The 20,380-nt window shown below is 61.3% G+C and carries 18 protein-coding genes; 11 read left to right on the top strand and 7 right to left on the bottom strand.

The window, feature by feature from the left end:
* Positions 1–28: 28 nt before the first annotated feature.
* The 4 genes from P9875_RS21920 to P9875_RS21905 all read left to right on the top strand — a co-directional run bounded on the left by P9875_RS21920 (position 29) and on the right by P9875_RS21905 (position 2,374).
* Positions 29–574, top strand: a complete 546-nt coding sequence (locus tag P9875_RS21920) for a phosphoribosyltransferase (protein ID WP_034752020.1) — start codon at positions 29–31, stop codon at positions 572–574.
* 65 nt (positions 575–639) lie between these two features.
* Positions 640–1,149, top strand: a complete 510-nt coding sequence (locus P9875_RS21915; RefSeq protein ID WP_278316590.1) for a GNAT family N-acetyltransferase — start codon at positions 640–642, stop codon at positions 1,147–1,149.
* Positions 1,146–2,072: a WD40 repeat domain-containing protein gene (locus P9875_RS21910; RefSeq protein WP_278316589.1), complete on the top strand. Its 927-nt coding sequence runs from the start codon at positions 1,146–1,148 to the stop codon at positions 2,070–2,072. The genes P9875_RS21915 and P9875_RS21910 overlap by 4 nt, the downstream gene beginning before the upstream one ends.
* The gene (locus tag P9875_RS21905; RefSeq protein ID WP_176390301.1) at positions 2,069–2,374 is read left to right on the top strand and encodes an NIPSNAP family protein; all 306 of its coding nucleotides are present in this window, start codon (positions 2,069–2,071) and stop codon (positions 2,372–2,374) included. The genes P9875_RS21910 and P9875_RS21905 overlap by 4 nt, the downstream gene beginning before the upstream one ends.
* A gap of 40 nt (positions 2,375–2,414) precedes the next feature.
* Here the strand turns inward: P9875_RS21905 and P9875_RS21900 are convergent, their stop codons facing one another.
* A complete protein-coding gene (locus P9875_RS21900; protein ID WP_099400318.1) occupies positions 2,415–3,122 on the bottom strand; it encodes a hypothetical protein in 708 nt (235 codons plus the stop codon).
* A 30-nt stretch (positions 3,123–3,152) separates the two neighbouring features.
* Positions 3,153–4,214: an AI-2E family transporter gene (locus tag P9875_RS21895; protein WP_099400319.1), complete on the bottom strand. Its 1,062-nt coding sequence runs from the start codon at positions 4,212–4,214 to the stop codon at positions 3,153–3,155.
* A gap of 331 nt (positions 4,215–4,545) precedes the next feature.
* Between P9875_RS21895 and P9875_RS21890 the strand changes: the two genes are divergently transcribed.
* The 4 genes from P9875_RS21890 (at position 4,546) to P9875_RS21875 (ending at position 11,083) form a co-directional block, all read left to right on the top strand.
* Positions 4,546–6,867 carry a TerB N-terminal domain-containing protein gene (locus P9875_RS21890; protein ID WP_278316588.1) on the top strand — a complete coding sequence of 774 codons (2,322 nt, stop codon included), beginning with the start codon at positions 4,546–4,548 and terminating at the stop codon, positions 6,865–6,867.
* The gene (locus P9875_RS21885) at positions 6,864–8,165 is read left to right on the top strand and encodes an ATP-binding protein (RefSeq protein ID WP_278316587.1); all 1,302 of its coding nucleotides are present in this window, start codon (positions 6,864–6,866) and stop codon (positions 8,163–8,165) included. The genes P9875_RS21890 and P9875_RS21885 overlap by 4 nt, the downstream gene beginning before the upstream one ends.
* A 5-nt stretch (positions 8,166–8,170) precedes the next feature.
* Positions 8,171–10,363, top strand: coding sequence for a DEAD/DEAH box helicase (locus P9875_RS21880; protein WP_278316586.1), 2,193 nt, complete (start codon positions 8,171–8,173; stop codon positions 10,361–10,363).
* Between the two features lie 69 nt (positions 10,364–10,432).
* The gene (locus P9875_RS21875; RefSeq protein ID WP_278316585.1) at positions 10,433–11,083 is read left to right on the top strand and encodes a flavin reductase family protein; all 651 of its coding nucleotides are present in this window, start codon (positions 10,433–10,435) and stop codon (positions 11,081–11,083) included.
* A 2-nt stretch (positions 11,084–11,085) separates the two neighbouring features.
* Here the strand turns inward: P9875_RS21875 and P9875_RS21870 are convergent, their stop codons facing one another.
* The 3 genes from P9875_RS21870 to P9875_RS21860 are packed head-to-tail and all read right to left on the bottom strand — an operon-like array spanning position 11,086 to position 14,352.
* Positions 11,086–12,420 carry an MFS transporter gene (locus tag P9875_RS21870; protein ID WP_278316584.1) on the bottom strand — a complete coding sequence of 445 codons (1,335 nt, stop codon included), beginning with the start codon at positions 12,418–12,420 and terminating at the stop codon, positions 11,086–11,088.
* A gap of 34 nt (positions 12,421–12,454) precedes the next feature.
* Positions 12,455–13,243, bottom strand: a complete 789-nt coding sequence (locus P9875_RS21865) for a substrate-binding domain-containing protein (protein ID WP_278316583.1) — start codon at positions 13,241–13,243, stop codon at positions 12,455–12,457.
* 17 nt (positions 13,244–13,260) lie between these two features.
* A complete protein-coding gene (locus P9875_RS21860; RefSeq protein WP_278316582.1) occupies positions 13,261–14,352 on the bottom strand; it encodes a porin in 1,092 nt (363 codons plus the stop codon).
* A gap of 106 nt (positions 14,353–14,458) precedes the next feature.
* Between P9875_RS21860 and P9875_RS21855 the strand changes: the two genes are divergently transcribed.
* Complete coding sequence (locus tag P9875_RS21855; RefSeq protein WP_176390298.1) at positions 14,459–15,373, top strand: LysR family transcriptional regulator; 915 nt, start codon at positions 14,459–14,461, stop codon at positions 15,371–15,373.
* 8 nt (positions 15,374–15,381) lie between these two features.
* Here P9875_RS21855 and P9875_RS21850 read toward each other — a convergent pair whose 3' ends face one another.
* Positions 15,382–16,224, bottom strand: a complete 843-nt coding sequence (locus tag P9875_RS21850) for a helix-turn-helix domain-containing protein (RefSeq protein WP_278316581.1) — start codon at positions 16,222–16,224, stop codon at positions 15,382–15,384.
* Positions 16,225–16,280: 56 nt separating this feature from the next.
* Between P9875_RS21850 and P9875_RS21845 the strand changes: the two genes are divergently transcribed.
* A complete protein-coding gene (locus P9875_RS21845) occupies positions 16,281–16,775 on the top strand; it encodes a DUF3224 domain-containing protein (protein WP_257626084.1) in 495 nt (164 codons plus the stop codon).
* 137 nt (positions 16,776–16,912) lie between these two features.
* Here P9875_RS21845 and uvrB read toward each other — a convergent pair whose 3' ends face one another.
* Entirely contained in the window at positions 16,913–19,006 is a 2,094-nt protein-coding gene (gene uvrB / locus P9875_RS21840; RefSeq protein ID WP_278316580.1) for an excinuclease ABC subunit UvrB, read from the bottom strand.
* 112 nt (positions 19,007–19,118) lie between these two features.
* On the opposite strand from uvrB, the gene P9875_RS21835 reads away from it, so the two are divergent.
* Positions 19,119–20,333 carry an aromatic amino acid transaminase gene (locus P9875_RS21835; protein ID WP_278316579.1) on the top strand — a complete coding sequence of 405 codons (1,215 nt, stop codon included), beginning with the start codon at positions 19,119–19,121 and terminating at the stop codon, positions 20,331–20,333.
* The last annotated feature ends 47 nt before the right edge of the window (positions 20,334–20,380 follow it).

The raw sequence follows: 20,380 nt of genomic DNA, 5'->3' as shown, positions 1-20,380 counted from the left end.
ATCACGCTAATAATAAGATTCCACTATCATGACTACCCCACAATCGAACGATCAACACCTCTGGGTCAACTGGGAAGAATACCACCGCCTGATCGAGCGCCTGGCGCTCAAGGTCTACGAATCGGGCTGGAAATTCGACCAGGTATTGTGCCTGGCGCGCGGCGGCGTGCGTCCCGGCGACGTCTTCTCGCGCATTTTTGATTTGCCACTGGCTATCCTGTCGACCAGCTCCTACCGCGAAGACGCGGGCACGGTGCGCGGCGACCTCGATATCGCCAAGTACATGACCATGACCAAGGGCCCGCTGGCCGGCCGCATTCTGCTGGTCGACGACCTGGCCGATTCGGGCGTCACCCTGGACAAGGTCACGCGTCACCTGAAGGAAAACTTCCCTGACGTGACCGAAGTCAAATCGGCCGTGATCTGGCTGAAAGGCTGCTCCGTCGTGCGTCCCGACTACTTCCTCGACGAACTGCCGCACAACCCGTGGATCCACCAGCCGTTCGAAGACTACGACGGCCTGCGTCCGCACCAGCTGGCGGCGTGGATCAAGAAGGGCGAAGCAGGCAAGTAATTGCGTGCGCGCTTGCAAAAAAAAGACGATCGTGTATCGTCTTTTTTTTCGTCCAAGGAAATGCGATGACCATACTGACGACGGCGCGCCTGCGCCTGGAACCGATCAATGAGAGCCATTACGAGCGCATGCGCACGCTCAACACCGATCCCGAGGTGATGACGTATCTGAACGCGGGCCAGCCCGAGACGGAAGAGGACACGCGCGCGGCCATCACGCGCACCATGGGCCGCTGGGCCGAGTGGGGCTATTCGTGGTGGGCGATGATACGCCTCGACGATGGTGAACTGGTGGGCATGGCCTGCCTGCAGCACCTCTCCGGCGTCAAGGCCAATCCCCTGGAAATCGGCTGGCGCCTGGCGCGCACCAGCTGGGGGCAGGGCTATGCCAGCGAAGCGGCGGCCGCCATCGTCGCGCATGCGTTCGACGTCGTCGGCGCGCCCGAAGTGGTGGCCGTCGCCCATCCCGACAATGCGGCATCGATCAAGGTCATGACGCGCCTGGGCATGCAGTACGCGGGCATGGAGCGCCATTACGACCTCGATAGCGTCGTCTACCGGCTGCCGCGCCCATGACGGTTACGCGCAAGCCCTTGAAGCTGGGCTGCAGCTACGGCGTGCGCTTTTCGCCCGATGGCACGCGCCTGGCCGTGCTGGGGCGCGACCTGGTGCTGTGGGACGTGGCGGTGCGCCAGAAACTGTGGCGCGGCAAATTCATCGCGCATTGCTCCAGTATGGCATTCTCGCCCGACGGCCGCCGGCTGGCCATCAAGAGCACGACGGGCCAGCTGGCCGTGCTCGATGCCGTAGCGGGGCAAGTGCTGGTGAGCTTCCAGAATAAAAAGGATGGCGAAGGCAGCGGCCCCGCGTGGTCGCCGTGCGGCCGGTATCTGGCCGACGGTGGCTGGGATGGCTGCTTGCGGGTGCGCGATGCGCAGACGGGCGAAGTACTGTTCAAGCACGAGCACCCGGGCGAAATGCTGCGCGCAACCTACGCCATCGATGGCGGGCGGCGTTTGCTGGTCCTGCATGGCGTCAAATCGGTGGAGGAAGGGCAGGCGCAGCCGCCAGACTACTGCAGCGTATGGGACTGGCCCTTGCAGGCGGGAGGCGGGCGCAAGGTGCTGTCGCTGCCCAGCCTGGCGTCGTGCGCGCCATCGCCCGACGGCGAGCGCCTGGCCGTGCTGCATGACACCGGCGGCGAGGAATTCTTATCCGTGCATGCGATGGACGATGGCCGCGTGCTGGCCACGACGCGCGTGGAGGCGGGCGCCGGCACGGGCGACGCCTTGCGCTGGCTGCCCGACGGCAGCGCGCTGGGACGCATCGGCAAGGGCAAGCTGCTGTTCTACGCCTGGCCCGGGCTTGCCGTCCTGGCGCAGGAAGATGTTACCTATCCCTGCGCGCTGGATTTTGTGCCTGGCTCGCCATTGACCGCCATCGGCTCCTGGGAGTCCGGCATGCTGATGGATCTGAACGTTTACAAGGAAACCGCATGATCACCTGTTACCTGCGTTACATCATCGACCCGTATAAATTGCGGGAATTCGAAGCCTACGGCAAGCTGTGGATACCGCTGGTCGAACGCTTCGGCGGCCAGCACCACGGCTATTTTTTGCCATCCGAGGGCGCCAGCAATGTGGCGCTGGCCATGTTCTCGTTCCCCAGCCTGGCCTTGTACGAGCAGTACCGCAGCGACTCGATGCAGGACGCCGAATGCCAGGCCGCCTTCCGCTATGCCGAAGAGACGCGCTGCATCATCAGTTATGAGCGCAGTTTTTTCCGGCCCGTGTTTGCCTGAAACGGCGCGCTTTCCCGCTATCGACCGCTATCGACCGCTATTAAAACCGGATGGGACAAGGCGCCGCCGTCCCTTCGCCGAAACCGGCGTAGCCGGACCGCGCGCTGAGGTTCAGCGACATGCTGCCTTTGTCCGGTAAATAGATGCAGTATTCACCGGTCGCCGTGATGACGCGGTAGATGCGTTTCGGGTCGTTTGGCGCGCTGAACAGCTCGATGCGGGCCGCTTCGAACCACTTCGGCTTGACCGCCGCATGCGCTTCCGCAAATCCCTTTGCCAGGCGCGTCTGTGGCGTATCGGGCGGCGCCACGAACTCCTGCGGATGCTCGGCGCGCAGCTGGCGGTCGATGGCGCCGGCTGCCTGCAGCGCCCGTTGCGCCAGGGGGAGGGCGCCGGTCTTGGGTGCGGCAGGCGCCGGTTCTGCCGGCAGGGCATCGTCTTGCGGCTGGTCCTGCACCGATGCCGTCGCCTTCTTTGGCGGCGACACGCTTGCCGCGCTCGATGGAAGGGCTGGCGCGCCTGCCGGCGCCGGATCGGGCTTGGCGGGGGGAATGAAGCGTTGCATTGGGCGTTGTGGCGGCATCAGCTGCAGCCAGATCCGCTCATCGTGCTCGATTCTCATGTGTGCGGGCCGCGTGGCTACCCAGAACAGCGCCAGGTGCAGCACGATAATCGCGGCGATGTAGCGGCCATGGGAACGCTGGCCGAGAGAAAAATCATGCGCTTGTCCTGCAAGGTCGATGCGCATCTGTTTCCCGCCTGCCCAGACCGCCACGCCTCAATCCTCGGCCTGGAATTCGCTGGCCGAGACGAACAGATCCCACGAGGCGATGAACAGCGCTGCCACCACGGGGCCGATGACGAAGCCGTTCAGGCCAAACAGGGCCATGCCGCCCACGGTCGACAGCAGCACCACGTAGTCGGGCATCTTGGTATCCTTGCCGACCAAAATGGGGCGCAGCACGTTGTCGACCAGGCCGATGACGAAGACGCCGAAGGCGGCCAGGCCCGCGCCTTGCCAGATGGCGCCGGTGGCCAGGAAATAGGCGGCCACGGGCGCCCAGACGAGGGCGGCGCCGACGGCCGGCAGCAGCGACAGGAAGGCCATCAGCACGGCCCACAGCAGGGGCGCCGGCACGTCGAGGAACCAGAACGCCAGCCCGCCGAGGGCGCCCTGGGCGATCGCCACGAGGATGTTGCCTTTCACGGTGGCGCGGATCACGGTGGTGAAATTGGTGAACAGGCGCTGCTTGTACTTGCGGCTCAATGGCACGGCGCCCTTGATGCGGGCCGACAGGGTCGAGCCATCGCGCATGAGGAAAAACAGCAGGTACAGCATGATGCACAGGCTGGTGAGAAATTCGAAGGTGTACAGGCCCACGTTGATGGCTTTCACCGCCACCACCTGGCTCACCTGCGTGGCGCCCTCGGCCAGCTTGTCCTGCAGGCTGGCCAGGCTGGTCAGGTTGAAGCGGTCGAGCAAATTGATCAGCCATTGCGGCAGCACGGCCATGATTTTATTGAAGAACATGGCGACCGTGATCTCGCCCGAACGCACCATTTCCACGACGCTGGCCGCCTGGTTCACGAGCGACACGGAAATGAGCGACAGCGGCAGGATCACGATGACGATGATCAGCAGCAAGGTCAGCAGCGACGCCAGGCCGGCGCGGCCCTTGGTTTTCCGCAGCAGCCAGCGGTACACGGGCGCGAACAGGATCGCCAGGATGACGCCCCAGAAGATGGCGCCCGCATACGGCGCCAGTATCCAGCCGAAGCCGATGGTGACGATGCTCAGGAGGAGCAGGAACACTTTCTGATGCAGCGTGAGGGTAGGCATGGGCGGTAGCGGAATGATAAGGGTTGAGTTGTCCCATCATAAGCGAGGCGTGGTGCTGCGCGCCATACAATTGTCGCCTTGGTAGTCCGTGCGCGAGGCGGTAGGCAAAAGTCGCACTGGTGCTTGTATAACCAGCGGGCAGTTGATGTGACGTTGCAAAAAAATCCGCAAGGCAAGATAAGCATTCGCTAATGCAAACATTTCTATACAATAAAGCATCCTATTTTCATTGCATTACCTTTAACTTACCTGTATTCATTGCCGAAAGAAGCATGTGAGGTGGAAGAAAAGACTCCGGTTTTTGTTAGAGCGTGTCTCATCATGGCACTGGATGTTTTTCAATGTATTGCTAGCATTTGCCGCTTACCATTTGATGAGCCCAGCTTTGCTGCTGTCGTTGATTGCCGGTGCACTGTATGTAGGATGCCGCTATCGCGCGCGCACTTTGAAATTGCGGCGCTCTCCGCCGCCTGAATTGCTATCCTGTTTCGTGCCGCCCCCGGCAAAGGCGGCAGTTTCATCGACCGCATCTTTGCCCGTGGCAAGCATCGTAAGTGATTTTGTGCCGCCAGCATCAACATATCAGGACAAAACAAGCGAGGTTCTATTGGCTGATCCATCTGGCTACCGCATTCCCCCGCCGCCGCCCTTGCATACCCCTGTCGCTCAATGGATAGGGCGTCATGAAAGTGTGGAGATTGGCGGTCTGTTGATTTCTGGCGGGATGATTTATGTTGGGCAAAGCTTGCCAGGAAATAATGGTAAGGTTGATCCCGCCCTGATCGATCCTGGCAAGAGTGTCGATTTTGGAAGCGACTATGCGACTCCCGTGAATTTCTACTGGTCGAGTTATTCGGATGCCTTGCCTCAGCAGCGCGGCGCTTACTTGCGTTGGCTTGCCGATGGGCGTAGTAGTCCAGATGCAGATATCGCTTATGTATTCGCCTTCTTTTATGGACTCGAACGGCGAGTATTGATCGATGCGGAAAATCACCGTGCCATTGATGTGGAAATACCGCAGATTATCAAGGAGCTCACACGGCTGCATAAACATTATGGCGGCAAGTCTGGATTGTTTTCGCGTCACTGCATGTCTCTTTTAGAAGTTCTGCAATTGGCAAGCAATCCAGAGCGCTTATATCTGCAGCCGATACCAGATCTGAGTCCTGAAGATGGCATGCCCCTGCATTTGCGGGTGGCGCTTGGGCAAGCATGTCGCGACAAGACGCTACTGACCGTAGATATGGCTTGGGCGTGGGTCCGTTACGATCCGGCGCTGATATTGCGCACTGCGGCAAGCCGCTGTCCTGAAGAATTTGAAAGCTTGTTTCGCCTCACTTATAGGCGGCTGCATGGCGATGGTATCGCGCTTGTTTCGACGTCGCACAAGCTGTGCCTGCCGTATTCGCCCGCATCACCCGGATTGAAAGACGGCGCTGGAAGGAGTGTGGTGCTAGGCGATATTCCCGATCTCACCGTGGCCAGCGCTCCGCAGCAAATGCTGCAAAAGTTGATCGATACCTGCTCGGCTGAATTGGACGCTTATAGTCGTTTCATCGAACATCGTCCTGATAGACGAACAACCTTGGATGCCTGGGTACTATTGCCATATTCGCTATGGCCGGAGGCGGCGAAGCAAGCTCTGTGTTACGTGAATGCGAGCCTGGGCGAGGCGGTGTTGGTGATGTCTGTCAATGAACTGGCACGGCATTTTGGTGCATCGGACGGGATCGGCAAAGACAGTTTGCGTGCTTTGGCGGCGGCATTGCTGGCGCAGCAGATTGCCATGGAGCCGGACATCTTGTCCATGGCCGGCAACGCAGCTTTGACCGAACGGGTGGCGCTGTACCGCGTGGTGGCGTCGGACGAAGCAGGCGATGGTGCACCGTTTTACGATACTGCCTTGCTGAGCCTGGAGTTGCTGATTGCCATGGCGCAGTCGGAAGGTGTGTATTCTGACCATAAATGGCCAATTTGCCAGGCGCAGATCACCACTTGGCGCCAGTTGACGCCCCACCAGCAGCAGCGCCTGATGGCGCGCCTTATTCTGCTGCAACCAGTCTCGCTGAGTTCCTTCAAACGTCGTATTGCGGCGCTCCCACTGACCGCACGGGATGCTTGTGCCGACTGCATCATCACGATGGTAGGAGCACCTGCGACACGCCAGGAAATCGCGGTGCTGGAAAAGGTCTGCACACTGTTGGGCGTTGAGCATGAAAAAATGTACAGTCAAGTACATGCTGCCGCGACAGCACATCCGCCAGCAAACGGTTCAAGTGTGTCGTCAGGCGGCTTTGTTCTGGATCTCGCACGCATTGCGGCATTACAAAAAGACAGTCAACAGGTGGCAACGCTATTGGGCGATATCTTCCAGGACGAAGCGACTTCTGAAGTCACGCTGCCGCCACTCGACAGTCAAGACGGATTACTTGGTCTTGATGCCATGCACGCCGCGTTTTCCCGCCACCTGCTGTCGCGCGCTTCGTGGCGGCGCTCTAAACTGGAACCCGTTGCCCACGATGCAGGCGTCATGCTCGATGGCGCCCTGGAGCGGCTCAACGAGGCCTGCTTCGACGCGTTCGATATGCCCTGCACCGAAGGCGATGACCCGATCGATATTAACCCCGACATTCTTGAAAGACTTGCACAATGAACGCTCCAGCCATTCGTTCCAAAGACCGCGACGCGGTGATCCAGTCCTTGCGTGCGGGCGTGGTGCCACGTGCTGGCCAACACCTGATCCAGGTTGGTCGCAAACCAGAGATCGAGACGCTGGTGGCAGATCTTGATCGTATCGCTGACGGTGGTTCGACGATACGTTTCGTTATCGGTGAATATGGCGCTGGCAAGACTTTTTTTCTCAACTTGATACGTTCTGTGGTGATGGAGAAAAAACTGGTGACCGCCAACGCCGACCTGAATCCCGACCGGCGCCTGCATGCGACCGGCGGCCAGGCACGCTCGTTGTACGCGGAATTGATGCGCAATCTGTCGACCCGCACCAAGCCTGATGGTGGCGCTATGGCAGGTATCGTGGAACGGTTTATTGCCAACGCCAAAACCGAGGCGCTGGCGCAAGGTGCCAGTACTGAGGAAGTAATACGGCAAAAGCTTGAACATTTGACGGAGATGGTCAACGGTTTTGATTTTGCTGATGTGATCGCGGCATACTGTCGTGGGTTCGAGGCAGGTGACGAGGTATTGAAATCCGATGCGATCCGCTGGCTGCGCGGTGAATTCAATACCAAGACTGAAGCGCGCCAGGCATTGGGCGTGCGTTCCATTGTGGACGATGCCTCTTTTTACGATCAGTTGAAGCTGTTCGCCCGCTTCGTGCGACTGGCTGGTTACGCCGGCTTTGTCGTCTGTCTTGATGAACTGGTCAATTTGTACAAGCTGGCCAATACGCCGGCGCGCAACGCCAACTATGAGCAGATACTGCGTATCCTGAACGACACCTTGCAAGGTACGGCGGTAGGACTTGGATTCATTTTGGGCGGTACGCCGGAATTTCTTCTCGATACGCGGCGCGGCCTGTTCAGCTATCCTGCCCTGCAAAGCCGGCTGGCGGAAAATACCTTTGCCGTAGCCGGTCTGGTCGATTACAGCGGCCCCGTGCTGAGGTTGGCGAGCTTGCGCCCCGAAGACTTTTATGTGCTGCTGGACAAGCTGCGTCATGTGCACGCACATGGCATCGCTGAGAAATATCTGCTGCCCGATGAAGCGTTACCGGCTTTCATGGAACATTGCGCGCGGCGCCTCGGCGACAGTTACTTTCGTACGCCGCGCACGACCATCACAGCCTTTGTCAATTTGCTGGCGGTGCTGGAGCAAAATCCTGGTGCTTCATGGCGGCAATTGTTAGGTGCCATTGAAGTCATGCCTGATATGGCCGGGGTGTCTGATAGCGAGGTCGAAGCCGACGACGAGTTCGCGTCGTTCAAGCTCTGACGCACATGACTGCCCCATTTTCGTCGTCGTTCTCCCTGCTCGATGAGCGCATCCAGCGCTGGATCTGGGCGGAGAACTGGAGCGAGTTGCGCGATGTACAAGAGCGTTCGATCGCTGCGATCAGCGGTGGTGGAAGCGATGTCATCATTGCTGCCGCCACTGCTGCAGGCAAGACTGAAGCGGCTTTTTTCCCCGTGCTGAGCAATATGCTGAAGGCTGGCGAAGAGCATGGATTGTGCCTGTATATCAGCCCGCTCAAGGCCTTGATCAACGATCAGTTCGGCAGGCTGGAACGCTTGTGCGAGACGCTGGAAATCCCCGTCTGGCCATGGCACGGCGATATTTCATCTTCGTCCAAGACGCGGTTTTTCAAACAGCCGTCTGGAGTGGTGCTGATCACGCCAGAGTCGCTGGAGGCCATGCTGTGCAATCGCGGTTTCCAGATGCCGCGCATCGTTGCGCGTCTGCGCTACATCGTGGTCGATGAACTGCATGCCTTTATCGGTACGGAACGAGGCAAGCAACTGCAGTCGCTGATGCTGCGCATCGAGCAGGCTGCCGGACGTACGGTGCCGCGCATAGGTTTGTCGGCCACGCTGGGCGAACTGCCGCTGGGAGCAGAATTTTTGCGCCCGCATGCTGGCGTAGCGGTCGATATCATCGAATCAAAAGCCGACCGTGGCGCGTTAAACATACGTATCAAGGGTTATCTCGACATGGGGACGCCACCGGACGAAGATCCGGATGGCGAGTCCGCCTCCGAGCTGTCGATCGTACAAGACCTGTTTGCAAAGCTGCGAGGATCCAATAACCTGATCTTTCCGAATAGCCGAGGCAAAGTCGAACAATACACATATGCGTTGCGCCGGCTATGCGAGGCCGCCAAGGCGCCCAATGAGTTCTGGCCACACCATGGCAGCCTGTCGCGTGAAATTCGCGAGGAAACAGAGGCGGCCTTGAAAAACAAGGAAGGTTGCGCCACTGCCATCTGCACCAATACCCTCGAGCTTGGTATTGACATTGGCGCAGTCAAGAGCGTGGCGCAGATCGGCTCGCCGCCATCGGTGGCCAGCATGCGCCAGCGCATGGGGCGTTCCGGGCGGCGTGCGGGGGAATCTGCCATCTTGCGCGGTTATGTTACCGAACGTGAATTGCATGTCGAATCTGAGCTGATGGACCAATTAAGGGAAGGAACGCTGGAATTTGGCGCGATGGTCAGCTTGATGCTGGACGGCTGGATCGAGCCGCCAAAAACACATGGCTTGCATTTGTCGACACTGATCCAGCAGTTGTTGTCGCTGATTGCCCAGCACGGTGGCATCCAGGCAGCCGATGCCTACCATATCCTTTGCGCCAGAGGGCCTTTTGCGAGTACCGAAAAAAAGGATTTTGCCGAGTTGTTGCGTCACCTGGGGAAAATGGAACTATTACAGCAGGAGGCATCCGGCCTGCTATTGCATGGCTCCAAGGGAGAACGGCTGGTAAATCACTACACTTTTTATGCGGCGTTCGCCACGGAGGATGAGTTCCGTATCGTCAATGCAAGCCGGGTACTTGGGTCTCTGCCCGTATCGAGTTCGGTCAGTGTTGGCGACTACATACTTTTTGCGGGCAGGACCTGGGTGGTGGAAGATATAGACGACGATAGCAAGACTATTCTTGTTGGTAAAACAAATACAGGTCGTGCTCCCTTGTTCAATGGCAGTGGCGGACATGTCCATACTAAAGTCAGAGAACGCATGCGGGAACTGTACCAGTCAGGCTTGCCGCTATCCTTTATGGATGAGGGGGCGAAAAAGCTCATGCTGGAAGGTTGTCAAACGTTTCAACGTTGCGGACTGGCGCGTAAGCCGCTGTTGATGATCGGCGGCCGTGTTTTTGTTTTTACGTGGCTGGGAGACCATGCCAATGAGGCGATTGCTTTGGTGCTGAAATCGCGGGGATTGGCAGCGACAGCGCAAGGCCCTGCCGTCAAGGTTGACGATGCAAGCGAACAGCGTGTGGCTGGGTGCTTGCTGGCCTTCGCCAGCGAGGCACCGCCCGCTGTTGAGCTTCTTCTGCACAAGGAGCATAATTTGCGGCGCGCGAAATGGGACTGGGCCCTGCCAGAGCGCTTGCTGAAGATGTCGTTTGCCAGCCTGCATCTCGACATCGTCCAAGCCCATGAATGGGCTGTCAAACACATCTCTGAGCTTTGATGGGGCAGGGTGGCTGGTCGGGAATAATTCCAGTAAGCTGTCGCTCCAGGCGTTCCATCCCGGGCGCCCATGACTTCGATTTCAGGAACGCGCGTGGCCGACAATATTCACTTTTATGAACCTGCACAGGGCCATGGCCTGCCGCATGACCCGTTCAACGCCATCGTGGGGCCGCGGCCCATCGGCTGGATCGCCTCGCGCAGCAGCGAGGGCGTGCTCAATCTGGCGCCGTACAGCTTTTTCAACGCCTTCAATTACCATCCGCCGCTGATCGGTTTTTCCAGCATCGGCCGCAAGGATACCTTGCGCAATATCGAACAGACGGGCGAATTCGTGTGGAACCTGGCCACCCGTCCACTGGCCGACGCGATGAATATCAGCTGCGCGCCGGCGCCGCCCGAAGTCGATGAATTCGCGCTGGCCGGCCTGACGCCGGCCGTCTCGCGCATCGTGAATGTGCCGCGCGTGGCGGAAAGTCCCGTCTCGTTCGAATGCCGGCGCACGCAGATCATCGAGCTGCAAGGCGTCAATGGCGACGGTGTCGGCAGCTGGCTGGTGCTGGGGGAAGTGGTGGGCGTGCACATCGCGCGCCACCTGTTGACCGATGGCGTGTACGACACGGCGGCCGCCGCACCGATCTTGCGCGGCGGCGGTCCGGCCGATTATTTCGAGATCGGGCCGGACAGCCTGTTCCACATGCGCCGGCCCGCCTGGCCGTAACATCATGCCGGGAGCGGATGGCGCTCTCTGACGATGCCGCGATAGATCAGCCACGTCGCCAGCAGGCTGATGGCGCCGGCGCCGGCCATCCAGTAGCCTGGCGCCGCCTTGTCGCCGGTGCTCTCGATCAGCAAAGTTGACACGAGCGGCGTCATGCCGCCGAACAGCGCGGTGGCCAGGCTGTAGGCCAGAGAAAAGCCCGTCGTCCTGACGCTGGCCGGGATGATTTCCGTCAGCGCGACGATGGTGGCCCCGTTGTAACTGCCGTACAGGAAGGACAGCCACAGCTCTACCATCAGCATGTGTTCGAAGCTGGGATGGGCGACCAGCCAGGACAAGGCCGGATACGCCGTCAATACCGTCAGTGCCGAGCATACGGCCATGATGGGCCAGCGCCCGATGCGGTCGGACAGCGCACCCATGACGGGCAGCCAGATGAAGTTCGACAGGCCGATGCACAAGGTGACGAGCAGGCTTTCCTCGGTGCTCAGCTTGAGCACGTTTTTGCCGAAGGTCGGCGTGTAGACGGTGATCAGGTAGAAGGCGACCGTCGTCAGCACGATCAGCATCGTTCCGGTGACCACCAGCGGCCAGTTGAGGGCGATGGTCCCCAGCATTTGCCGGAACGTCGGATGCGACTTGCGCGTCAGGTAAGCCTCGGTCTCCTGCAGCGAACGGCGGATGTAGAACACCACAGGGATGATGGAGCAGCCGATGAAGAACGGGATGCGCCAGCCCCAGTCCGCGATGAATTCCTTGCTCAGGGTCTCGTTGAGATAGTAGCCCAGCGCGGCGGAAAAGATGATGGCCACCTGCTGGCTGGCCGACTGCCAGCTGACGTAGTATCCCTTGTTGCCGGGCGTCGCCATTTCGGACAGGTAGACGGACACGCCGCCCAGTTCCACGCCGGCGGAAAAACCTTGCAGCAAACGCCCGATCAGCACGAGGAACGGCGCCAGCAATCCGATGGTGGCATAGCCGGGCACGAAGGCGATCAGCGCCGTGCCGGAAGCCATGATGGCCAGGGTCAGCACCAGGCCCTTGCGGCGGCCGATGCGGTCGATGTAGCTGCCGAGGATGATGGCGCCCAGCGGACGCATGAAAAATCCCGCGCCGAAGGTGGCGAACGTCATCATCAGGGCCGCGTATTCGCTGGTGGCGGGGAAAAAGGCCTTGGCAATGTACGTGGCGTAAAAGCCGAACAGGAAAAAATCGTACATTTCGATGAAGTTCCCGCTCGTCACCCGGATGACGGTGGCGATGCGCGAGGGCGGGCGCACTTGCGCGCGCGGCGTTGCGGCCCTGGCGATGGGGGCGGCGGTGGAGGGAATGGCCATGATTTACCTATTGATGAAAGATGAGTGACGTCGCCTAGTGCGCCGCTGCCGGTTCCAGTCCGGTCGCTTCGATCGCGCCCGCGTTGGCAGGGGCGGCGAGGAAGCGCAGCAGGGCGCGGCCGGCTTCCGGCTCCTTGCCGCCCGGGACCAGTGCCGCCGAAAACTGCGTCATCTTCTGCACTTCCGGCGGCAGCAGGCCGACGATGTCGATGCCTTCGACCGGCAGCAGCTCGCTGCGCTGCTGGCAGCCGAAATCAGCCTGGCCATGGGCGATGATTTCGCCGACGGGGGTGGCGGGAATTTTTGCGGCCTTGCCCTGCATCTGCTCCGAAATATGCAGCTTGTTCATCAGCTGCGTCTCGATGTAGACGCCGCTGGCGCTGTCCGAATAGGCCACCTTGTCCGCCTTCAGGAAGGCGCTGCGCAAGCCCTCGGTGGTGCTGATGTCGGGCTTGGCCGCACCGCGCCGCACGGCGCAGGCAATCGGTGAATTGGCCAGGACCACCTTGCTGCCGGGGACCAGGCGGCCTTCCTGCATCAGCTTGTCGAGCGCGTCGCCCACCATGATGACGACGTCGATCGGCTCGCCGCGCGCCAGGCGCGCCGGGATCGCATTCTTGGTGGTGCCCATCGATGGTCCCCATTCGGAGAGCAGATGGTCGCCGCTGGCGCGCTCGTAGGCGGGCGCGAGGTTTTTGTAGGCCTGGGCGAAGCCGCCCGAGCTGACCACGCGGATGTCGGCGGCATGCGCCGCGCTGGCGGCCAGCAGCATGAAGCCGGCCAGGATGGGGGCGGAGCGCCGCACGAGGGTCTGTTGAAGCATGGTTGTTTCTCCTGTCGTTAAAATTTGTGCATGAGGCCGAGCGTCAAGCCCATGCCTTTGCGGTCGTTGGCGCGCGTTTCCGTGACGCCGGCGGCATCGCCCTGCCACAAGGTGTAGTCCGATTCGAGGTACAGGGTGGAGCGCGGCGAAAGCGTTTTTTCCAGGTAAGCGAAAGCGCGCTGGAAGCCGTCGTCGACATGGCCCGTGGCGCTGCGCCGCACCTTGTAGTAGGCGGTCGTGAGCAGCACGTCCGGACCCAATTGCCGCCCCACGCCGGCGGACAGCACACCCTGCCGCACGGACTTGCCGGCGCCCACGTCGGCGCGGTTGACGCCGAGATTGGCCTTGAACTGCCAGGCGTCCACCTTGTAGGCGGCGCCCACGGTGGCGGCGTCGAGGCTGCGGTTGTCGCGATTGCGAAAGCGCATCAGCGCCCCGGAGATGGCCAGCCCCGCCTGCTGGTAGGTCAGGGCGCCGCCCCAGGTCGACAATGGCGACGTGGCGCCCGTCACCTCGCCGAAGGAATAGGCGGCGCGCGCCACCACCGGCCCGAGGCTGGCGCTGGTTTTCACCATGTTGTCGAGCCGGTAGAAGTTGTCGGCATAGCCGCTGCTGCCGTATTGCTGGCCGAACGCATGCCGGCCAAAAGCCGTGTTGCTCAATCCTGTGATGTTGACGTTCGGATTGAATGAGGCATAGCGGATGCCCAGCGGATCCACCGGCGCGATGGCGTCGGCCAGCAAGGTTGCCTGGCGCCCCAGGGTCACGGAGCCCAGCGGCGACTTGAGTCCCACCCACGCTTGCCGGTCGAACAGCTTGTCGGATTTGGCCGCGCTGCCTGTGTCCAGATTCAGCCCGCCCTCGAGACGGTACAGCGCCTGCCAGCCGCCGCCGAGGTCTTCCTGGCCGCGCAGGCCCCAGCGGCTCGTGTTGTTGATGCCGCTGCTGATGGCGGGCGTGGCGCCGCCAGCCGTCGGTGCGTTGGCGGCGGTCAAGCCTTTTCCATAACGGATGCCGGCATCCGCGATGCCATACAAAACCGCGCCGCTCTGGCCCAGGCAGGTGCCGCTGGCCGCGAACAATAGCGCGAACGTGGAACAATGTCGCATGGTGTCTCCCTCGGGGTGATGCCTTCTTGGCGAGGCTCAGCATTAAGACCCCATCATCGTTGAAATGGCATAATTTGATAATTGCAATTTTTCCGGGGATTCATGCATGCAGCGCATCAATTACGAACTTCATGATTTGCAGGCCTTCGTGGCCGTGGCCGAGCGCAACAGCTTTCGCCAGGCCGCGGCCGACCTGTTCCTGTCGCAGCCGGCGCTCAGCCGCCGCATTGAAAAACTCGAAGATGCGCTGGGCGTCAAGCTGTTCGAACGCACCACCCGGCGCGTGCAGCTGACCAATGTGGGGCAGGTGTTTTTGGTGAACGTGCGCGATGCGCTCAACGGCCTCGAGGATGCCGTGCTCGGTGTCGCCGACCTGGCCGCGCACCGCACCGGGACGGTGACGTTCGCCTGCGTGCCATCGGCCGTGTGGCATTTTCTGCCGGACGTGCTCAAGCGCTTCAGCGCGCAGTTTCCAAAAATCCGCGTGCGCGTGCATGACGAAAGTGCGCAGGACGTGCTCAATCTTGTGCTGACAGGCGAGGCGGATTTCGGCATCAGCTTCACGGGCGCGGAAAATCCGGAAATCCATTTCCAGCCCATTTACGTCGAGACCTACGTGCTGGCGATGCGCAACGATCACCGGCTGGCCAAGCGCAAGAAGCTGAGCTGGAAAGACACCGTCGACGAACGCTATATCTCGGTGGCCAAGTCGAGCGGCAACCGCAGCGTGCTCGATGCGGCGCTGGCCGGCGTGGAAAAGCACCCGTGGATCTCGTGCGAGATCAACCACGTGTCAGGCATATTGGCGCTGGTGGAGTCGGGCCTGGGTGTGGCGGCGGTGCCGGGGCTGTCGATTTTGCCGGAGCGGCAAGGCACGGTGGTCGGCGTGCCGCTCGTCAATCCCGCCGTGAAACGGACGCTGGGCCTGATCAGCCGGCATCAGCACGCGATGCCGCCCGCGTCGCGCACCCTGTTCGACATGATGAACGCGAGCATCGGCAAGCAGGGGCGGCGGGGGTAAGCGCAGAGTTAGGCGGCTGCCTCTCGCTGCGAGCGGCGATAGTCGAGCGGCGTGCTGCCCACCAGTTCCGCAAAGCTGCGGCTGAAATGGGCCTGGTCAAAAAAGCCCAGTTCCTGCGCCAGGCTGGCCAGGTCGGGCGCATCGGGCTGCGCCAGGCGCCAGATCGCTTCCTGCAGGCGGTAGCGCTGGATCACCCACTTCGGCGGCACGCCCACATAGTTGGCGAACAGGCGCTGCAGCCGGCGTTCGCCGATGCCCATTTTTTCGCACAGCTGCGCCACGCTCGCCGGGCCATTGCGGGCCGCCGCGGCGGCCGTCAGCCTGGCGGCCAGCAGGGCCGCGTCATCGACCTGCGGCAGCCTTGCCAGCAACAGCGCCTGTGCCTGTGCCACCATCGCCGTATCGTCGGCTTGCAGCAGCACCAGCGCCTCGGCTTGCGCGGCCGGCATGTCCAGCAGGGCGTCGGCGGCGATGGTCGTATCGGTGAATGACGACAAGGGCTGGCTGATGAACGGGCGCAGGCCGCCCGGCGAAAAACGCACGCCCAGCACCTTGCCCGCTCCGCTCAATGGCCGGTCGAAGGCGCCGCGCACGACGCCATGGATGGCCGTGCGCCCAAGGTCGAACACCAGGTGGGCGTTCGGGTAGGGCAGCACGCGCTGCGTCTGCGGCGCGCAGTCCCGCCTGTCCCATTCGACCACCCAGAAATACTCGACGAACGGCGCCAGCGCGCCAGCCGGCGGATAGGTCGCCAGCCGTATGCGGCGTGCCGCCGCCTGCGGGTCGACGATGCCTTTGGGCGCCTGGCCGCGCGTGGCGAGCAGATTCATCGTGCTGTCGGCTTTATCCAATATTTGTCTCCTGCGCGGCACTAGGATGGCTCTCTCGCATCGATTGAAAGGGAATCATGAAATCATACAGTTTGCCGGGCCTGATGCTGGCCGCATGTTGTCTATCGGTGGCGCCGGCCGGCGCCGCCTCATCTGCAGAGGGAGATCATCGCATGCAAGTGCACGCTACGGGAAGTTTCAGCATCACCATGACGCCAGCCGCGGCGCCGCAGCGCTCGGGGCGCACGACCCTGGGCAAGGTGCTGCTCGACAAAGTATATGCTGGCGACCTGGTCGCCACGGCCAAAGGGGAGATGCTCAGCGCCGTGACGGATACCAAAGGCGCGGCCGGTTATGTCGCCATGGAAGCCATCACGGGCGTGCTGCAGGGCCGGCAAGGCAGCTTCGTGGCGCAGCATGCGGGCACGATGGCCGACGGCCAGCAGACGCTGTCCATCGTCATCGTGCCGCATTCCGGCACGGGGCAGCTGACGGGCATCAGCGGGACGCTGGCCATCCGCATCGTCGATGGCCAGCATTTCTACGACATCGACTATTCGCTGCCGGAGTAGGGCAAAGCCCATGGGCAGCAAAACTGTACTCGCTCGTGCGGTCAAGGCTTTTCAAGTAGGTCGGATTAGCGGCAAGGCCGCGTAATCCGACAACGCCACCAGCGCCAACGATGTTGTCGGATTACGGCCCGCAGGGCCTAATCCGACCTACCCAGTATCGATGTCACATTGTCGGTACCCGGTGCGCCGAACAGCTGCTGCTTGAGGATATGCAGCTGGTCGCGCACTTGCGCCGCCTTTTCGAACTCGAGGTTCTTGGCGTGGTCGACCATGAGTTTTTCCAGGCGCTTGATTTCCTTGCTGACCTGCTTCTCGCTCATGGACTCGAACTTCGCCGCTTCCTGCGCCACTTGCAGGTTTTCGCGCGCTTCCTGCGGGCTGTAGACGCCGTCGATCATTTCGCGGATCGATTTTTTCACGCCGATCGGCACGATGTTATTGGCTGTGTTGAAGGCAATCTGCTTGTTGCGGCGGCGTTCCGTCTCGTCGATGGCGCGGCGCATGGAATCGGTGATGCGGTCGCCGTACAGAATCGCCGTGCCGTTCAGGTTACGCGCGGCGCGGCCGATGGTCTGGATCAGGCTGCGTTCGGAACGCAAAAAGCCTTCCTTGTCCGCGTCGAGGATGGCGACCAGGGAGACTTCCGGCAAGTCCAGGCCCTCGCGCAGCAGGTTGATCCCCACCAGCACGTCGAAGGTGCCCAGGCGCAGGTCGCGCAGGATTTCCACGCGCTCCACCGTTTCGATATCGCTGTGCAGGTAACGCACTTTGATGCCATGGTCGCCCAGGTATTCCGTCAATTGCTCGGACATGCGCTTGGTCAAGGTCGTCACCAGCACGCGCTCGTCCTTCTTGATGCGCTCGACGATTTCCGACATCAGGTCGTCCACCTGGCTGCTGGCCGGGCGCACGATGATCTGCGGGTCGACCAGGCCCGTGGGACGCACGACCTGTTCGACCACCTGGTCGGAATGCGTCTTTTCGTATTCGGCCGGCGTGGCCGAGACGAACACGGTCTGGCGCATCTTCTGCTCGAATTCCTCGAATTTCAAGGGCCGGTTGTCGAGCGCCGACGGCAGGCGGAAACCATAGTCGACCAGGTTCGTCTTGCGCGAGCGGTCGCCGTTGTACATGGCGCTCAGCTGGCCCGTCAGCACGTGCGACTCGTCGAGGAACATCAATGCGTCGGGCGGCAGGTAATCGACCAGGGTCGGCGGCGGTTCGCCCGGCAGCGCGCCGCTCAAATGGCGCGAGTAGTTCTCGATGCCCTTGGTAAAACCGATTTCGGCCATCATTTCCAGGTCGAAGCGCGTGCGCTGCTCCAGCCGCTGCTCCTCGATCAGCTTGTTCTCCTTGCGGAAGAATTCGAGGCGCTCGCGCAGCTCGTCCTTGATGGTTTCCACGGCGCGCAGCACGGTGGAGCGGGGCGTCACATAGTGCGAGCCCGGATACACGGTGAAGCGCGGGATTTTCTGGCGCACTCTGCCCGTCAGCGGGTCGAACAGCTGGATCGATTCGATCTCGTCGTCGAACATTTCCAGGCGCACGGCCAGTTCCGCATGCTCGGCGGGGAAGATGTCGATGGTATCGCCGCGCACGCGGAAGGTGCCGCGGCCGAAATCGACTTCGTTGCGCGTGTACTGCATCTGGATCAGGCGCGCGATGACGTCGCGCTGGGCGACCCTGTCTTTTACGCGCAACGTCAGGATCATCTGGTGGTATTCGTTCGGGTTACCGATACCGTAGATGGCCGAGACGGTGGCGACGATGATGACGTCGCGCCGTTCCATCAGCGACTTGGTGCACGACAGGCGCATCTGCTCGATATGCTCGTTGATCGACGAGTCCTTTTCGATGAACAGGTCGCGCTGCGGCACGTAGGCTTCGGGCTGGTAGTAATCGTAGTAGCTGACGAAGTATTCGACCGCGTTTTGCGGGAAAAAGTCGCGGAACTCGCTGTACAGCTGCGCGGCCAGCGTCTTGTTCGGCGCGAAGACGATGGCGGGCCGGCCCATGCGCGCGATGACGTTGGCCATGGTGTAGGTCTTGCCCGAACCGGTCACGCCCAGCAGGGTCTGGAAGGCCAGTCCGTCGGCGATCCCCTCGGATAACTGGTCGATCGCCGTGGGCTGATCGCCGGCCGGAGGGAAGGGCTGGTGCAGCTTGAAGGGGGAGTCCGGGAAAGAGATAATTGCGCTTTCCGCCTCGCTGGCGGTAGATAATTCGGGCATGTGAATCAGACCTTTGTTAGAATAGTGCTCTGCTGGCGGCCCTGGCGTTGTATTTTGGGGCGCTGTCTACAACTCCGCTGTGAACCTGCTTCCAATCGAATCCAATCTTATCATGACGAACCCAACTGTTTCTGCCAGTCTGTTTAGCGCCATCGAGATGGCCCCACGCGACCCGATCCTGGGCATCACCGAAGCATTTAACGCGGACCAGAATCCCGCCAAAATCAATCTGGGCGTTGGCGTCTATTATGACGACAACGGTAAAGTGCCTCTGTTAGCTTGCGTACGCAAGGCGGAAGCCATCCTGATCGAACAGGCGGCGCCACGCACCTATCTGCCGATCGAAGGCCTCGCCGCCTACGACAAGGCTGTGCAAGAACTCGTATTTGGCGCCGACAGCGCCGTAATTCAAGAGCGCCGCGCCGTGACCGTGCAAGCCATCGGCGGCACGGGAGCACTGAAGATCGGTGCCGACTTCCTGCAGCGCTTCGCGCCGGGCGCGCAAGTCTACATCAGCGACCCAAGCTGGGAAAACCACCGCGCGCTGTTTGAAAACGCCGGTTTCGTCGTGAATAACTACACCTACTATGATGCCGCCACCCATGGCGTGAACTTCGACGGCATGCTGGCCAGCCTGAACGCCATGCCGGCCGGCTCCATCGTCGTGCTGCATGCGTGCTGCCACAACCCGACTGGCGCCGACCTGAGCGTGGCCCAATGGGATCAGATCATCGCTGTCGTCACTTCGCGCGGCCTGGTGCCGTTCCTGGACATGGCGTATCAAGGCTTCGCCAACGGCATCGCCGAAGACGGCGCCGTGGTGCGCCGCTTCGCCGACGCGGGCGGCCCGCTGCTGGTGTCGAACTCGTTCTCGAAATCGTTCTCGCTGTACGGCGAGCGCGTGGGCGCCCTGAGCGTCGTCGCATCGAGCGCCGATGAGGCGGCCCGATTGCTGTCGCAGCTGAAGCGCGTCGTGCGCACCAACTACTCGAACCCGCCAGTCCACGGCGGCAAGGTGGTCGCCACCGTCCTGGCCACGCCGGAACTGCGCCAGCTGTGGGAAGAGGAACTGGCCGGCATGCGCGTGCGCATCCGCGAAATGCGCAATGCCTTCGTGGAAAAGCTGAAAGCCAAGGCGCCAGCCCACGACTTCGAATTCGTGCGCCAGCAAATCGGCATGTTCTCGTACTCGGGCCTCACCAAGGAGCAGGTTGCGTCCTTGCGCGAGCAATCGATTTACGCCGTCGACACGGGCCGTATCTGCGTGGCAGCATTGAATTCGCGCAATATCGACATCGTCATTGACGCGATCGCCAAAGTACTTTAATATCTTGCTTCTTCGGCGCTGCATGCAAGTGCGGCGCTGATGGCGGT

Origin of the sequence: Janthinobacterium rivuli (assembly GCF_029690045.1) — a bacterium.
Taxonomy (GTDB): domain Bacteria; phylum Pseudomonadota; class Gammaproteobacteria; order Burkholderiales; family Burkholderiaceae_D; genus Janthinobacterium; species Janthinobacterium rivuli.
This window is presented reverse-complemented; position numbering and strand designations above follow the sequence as displayed.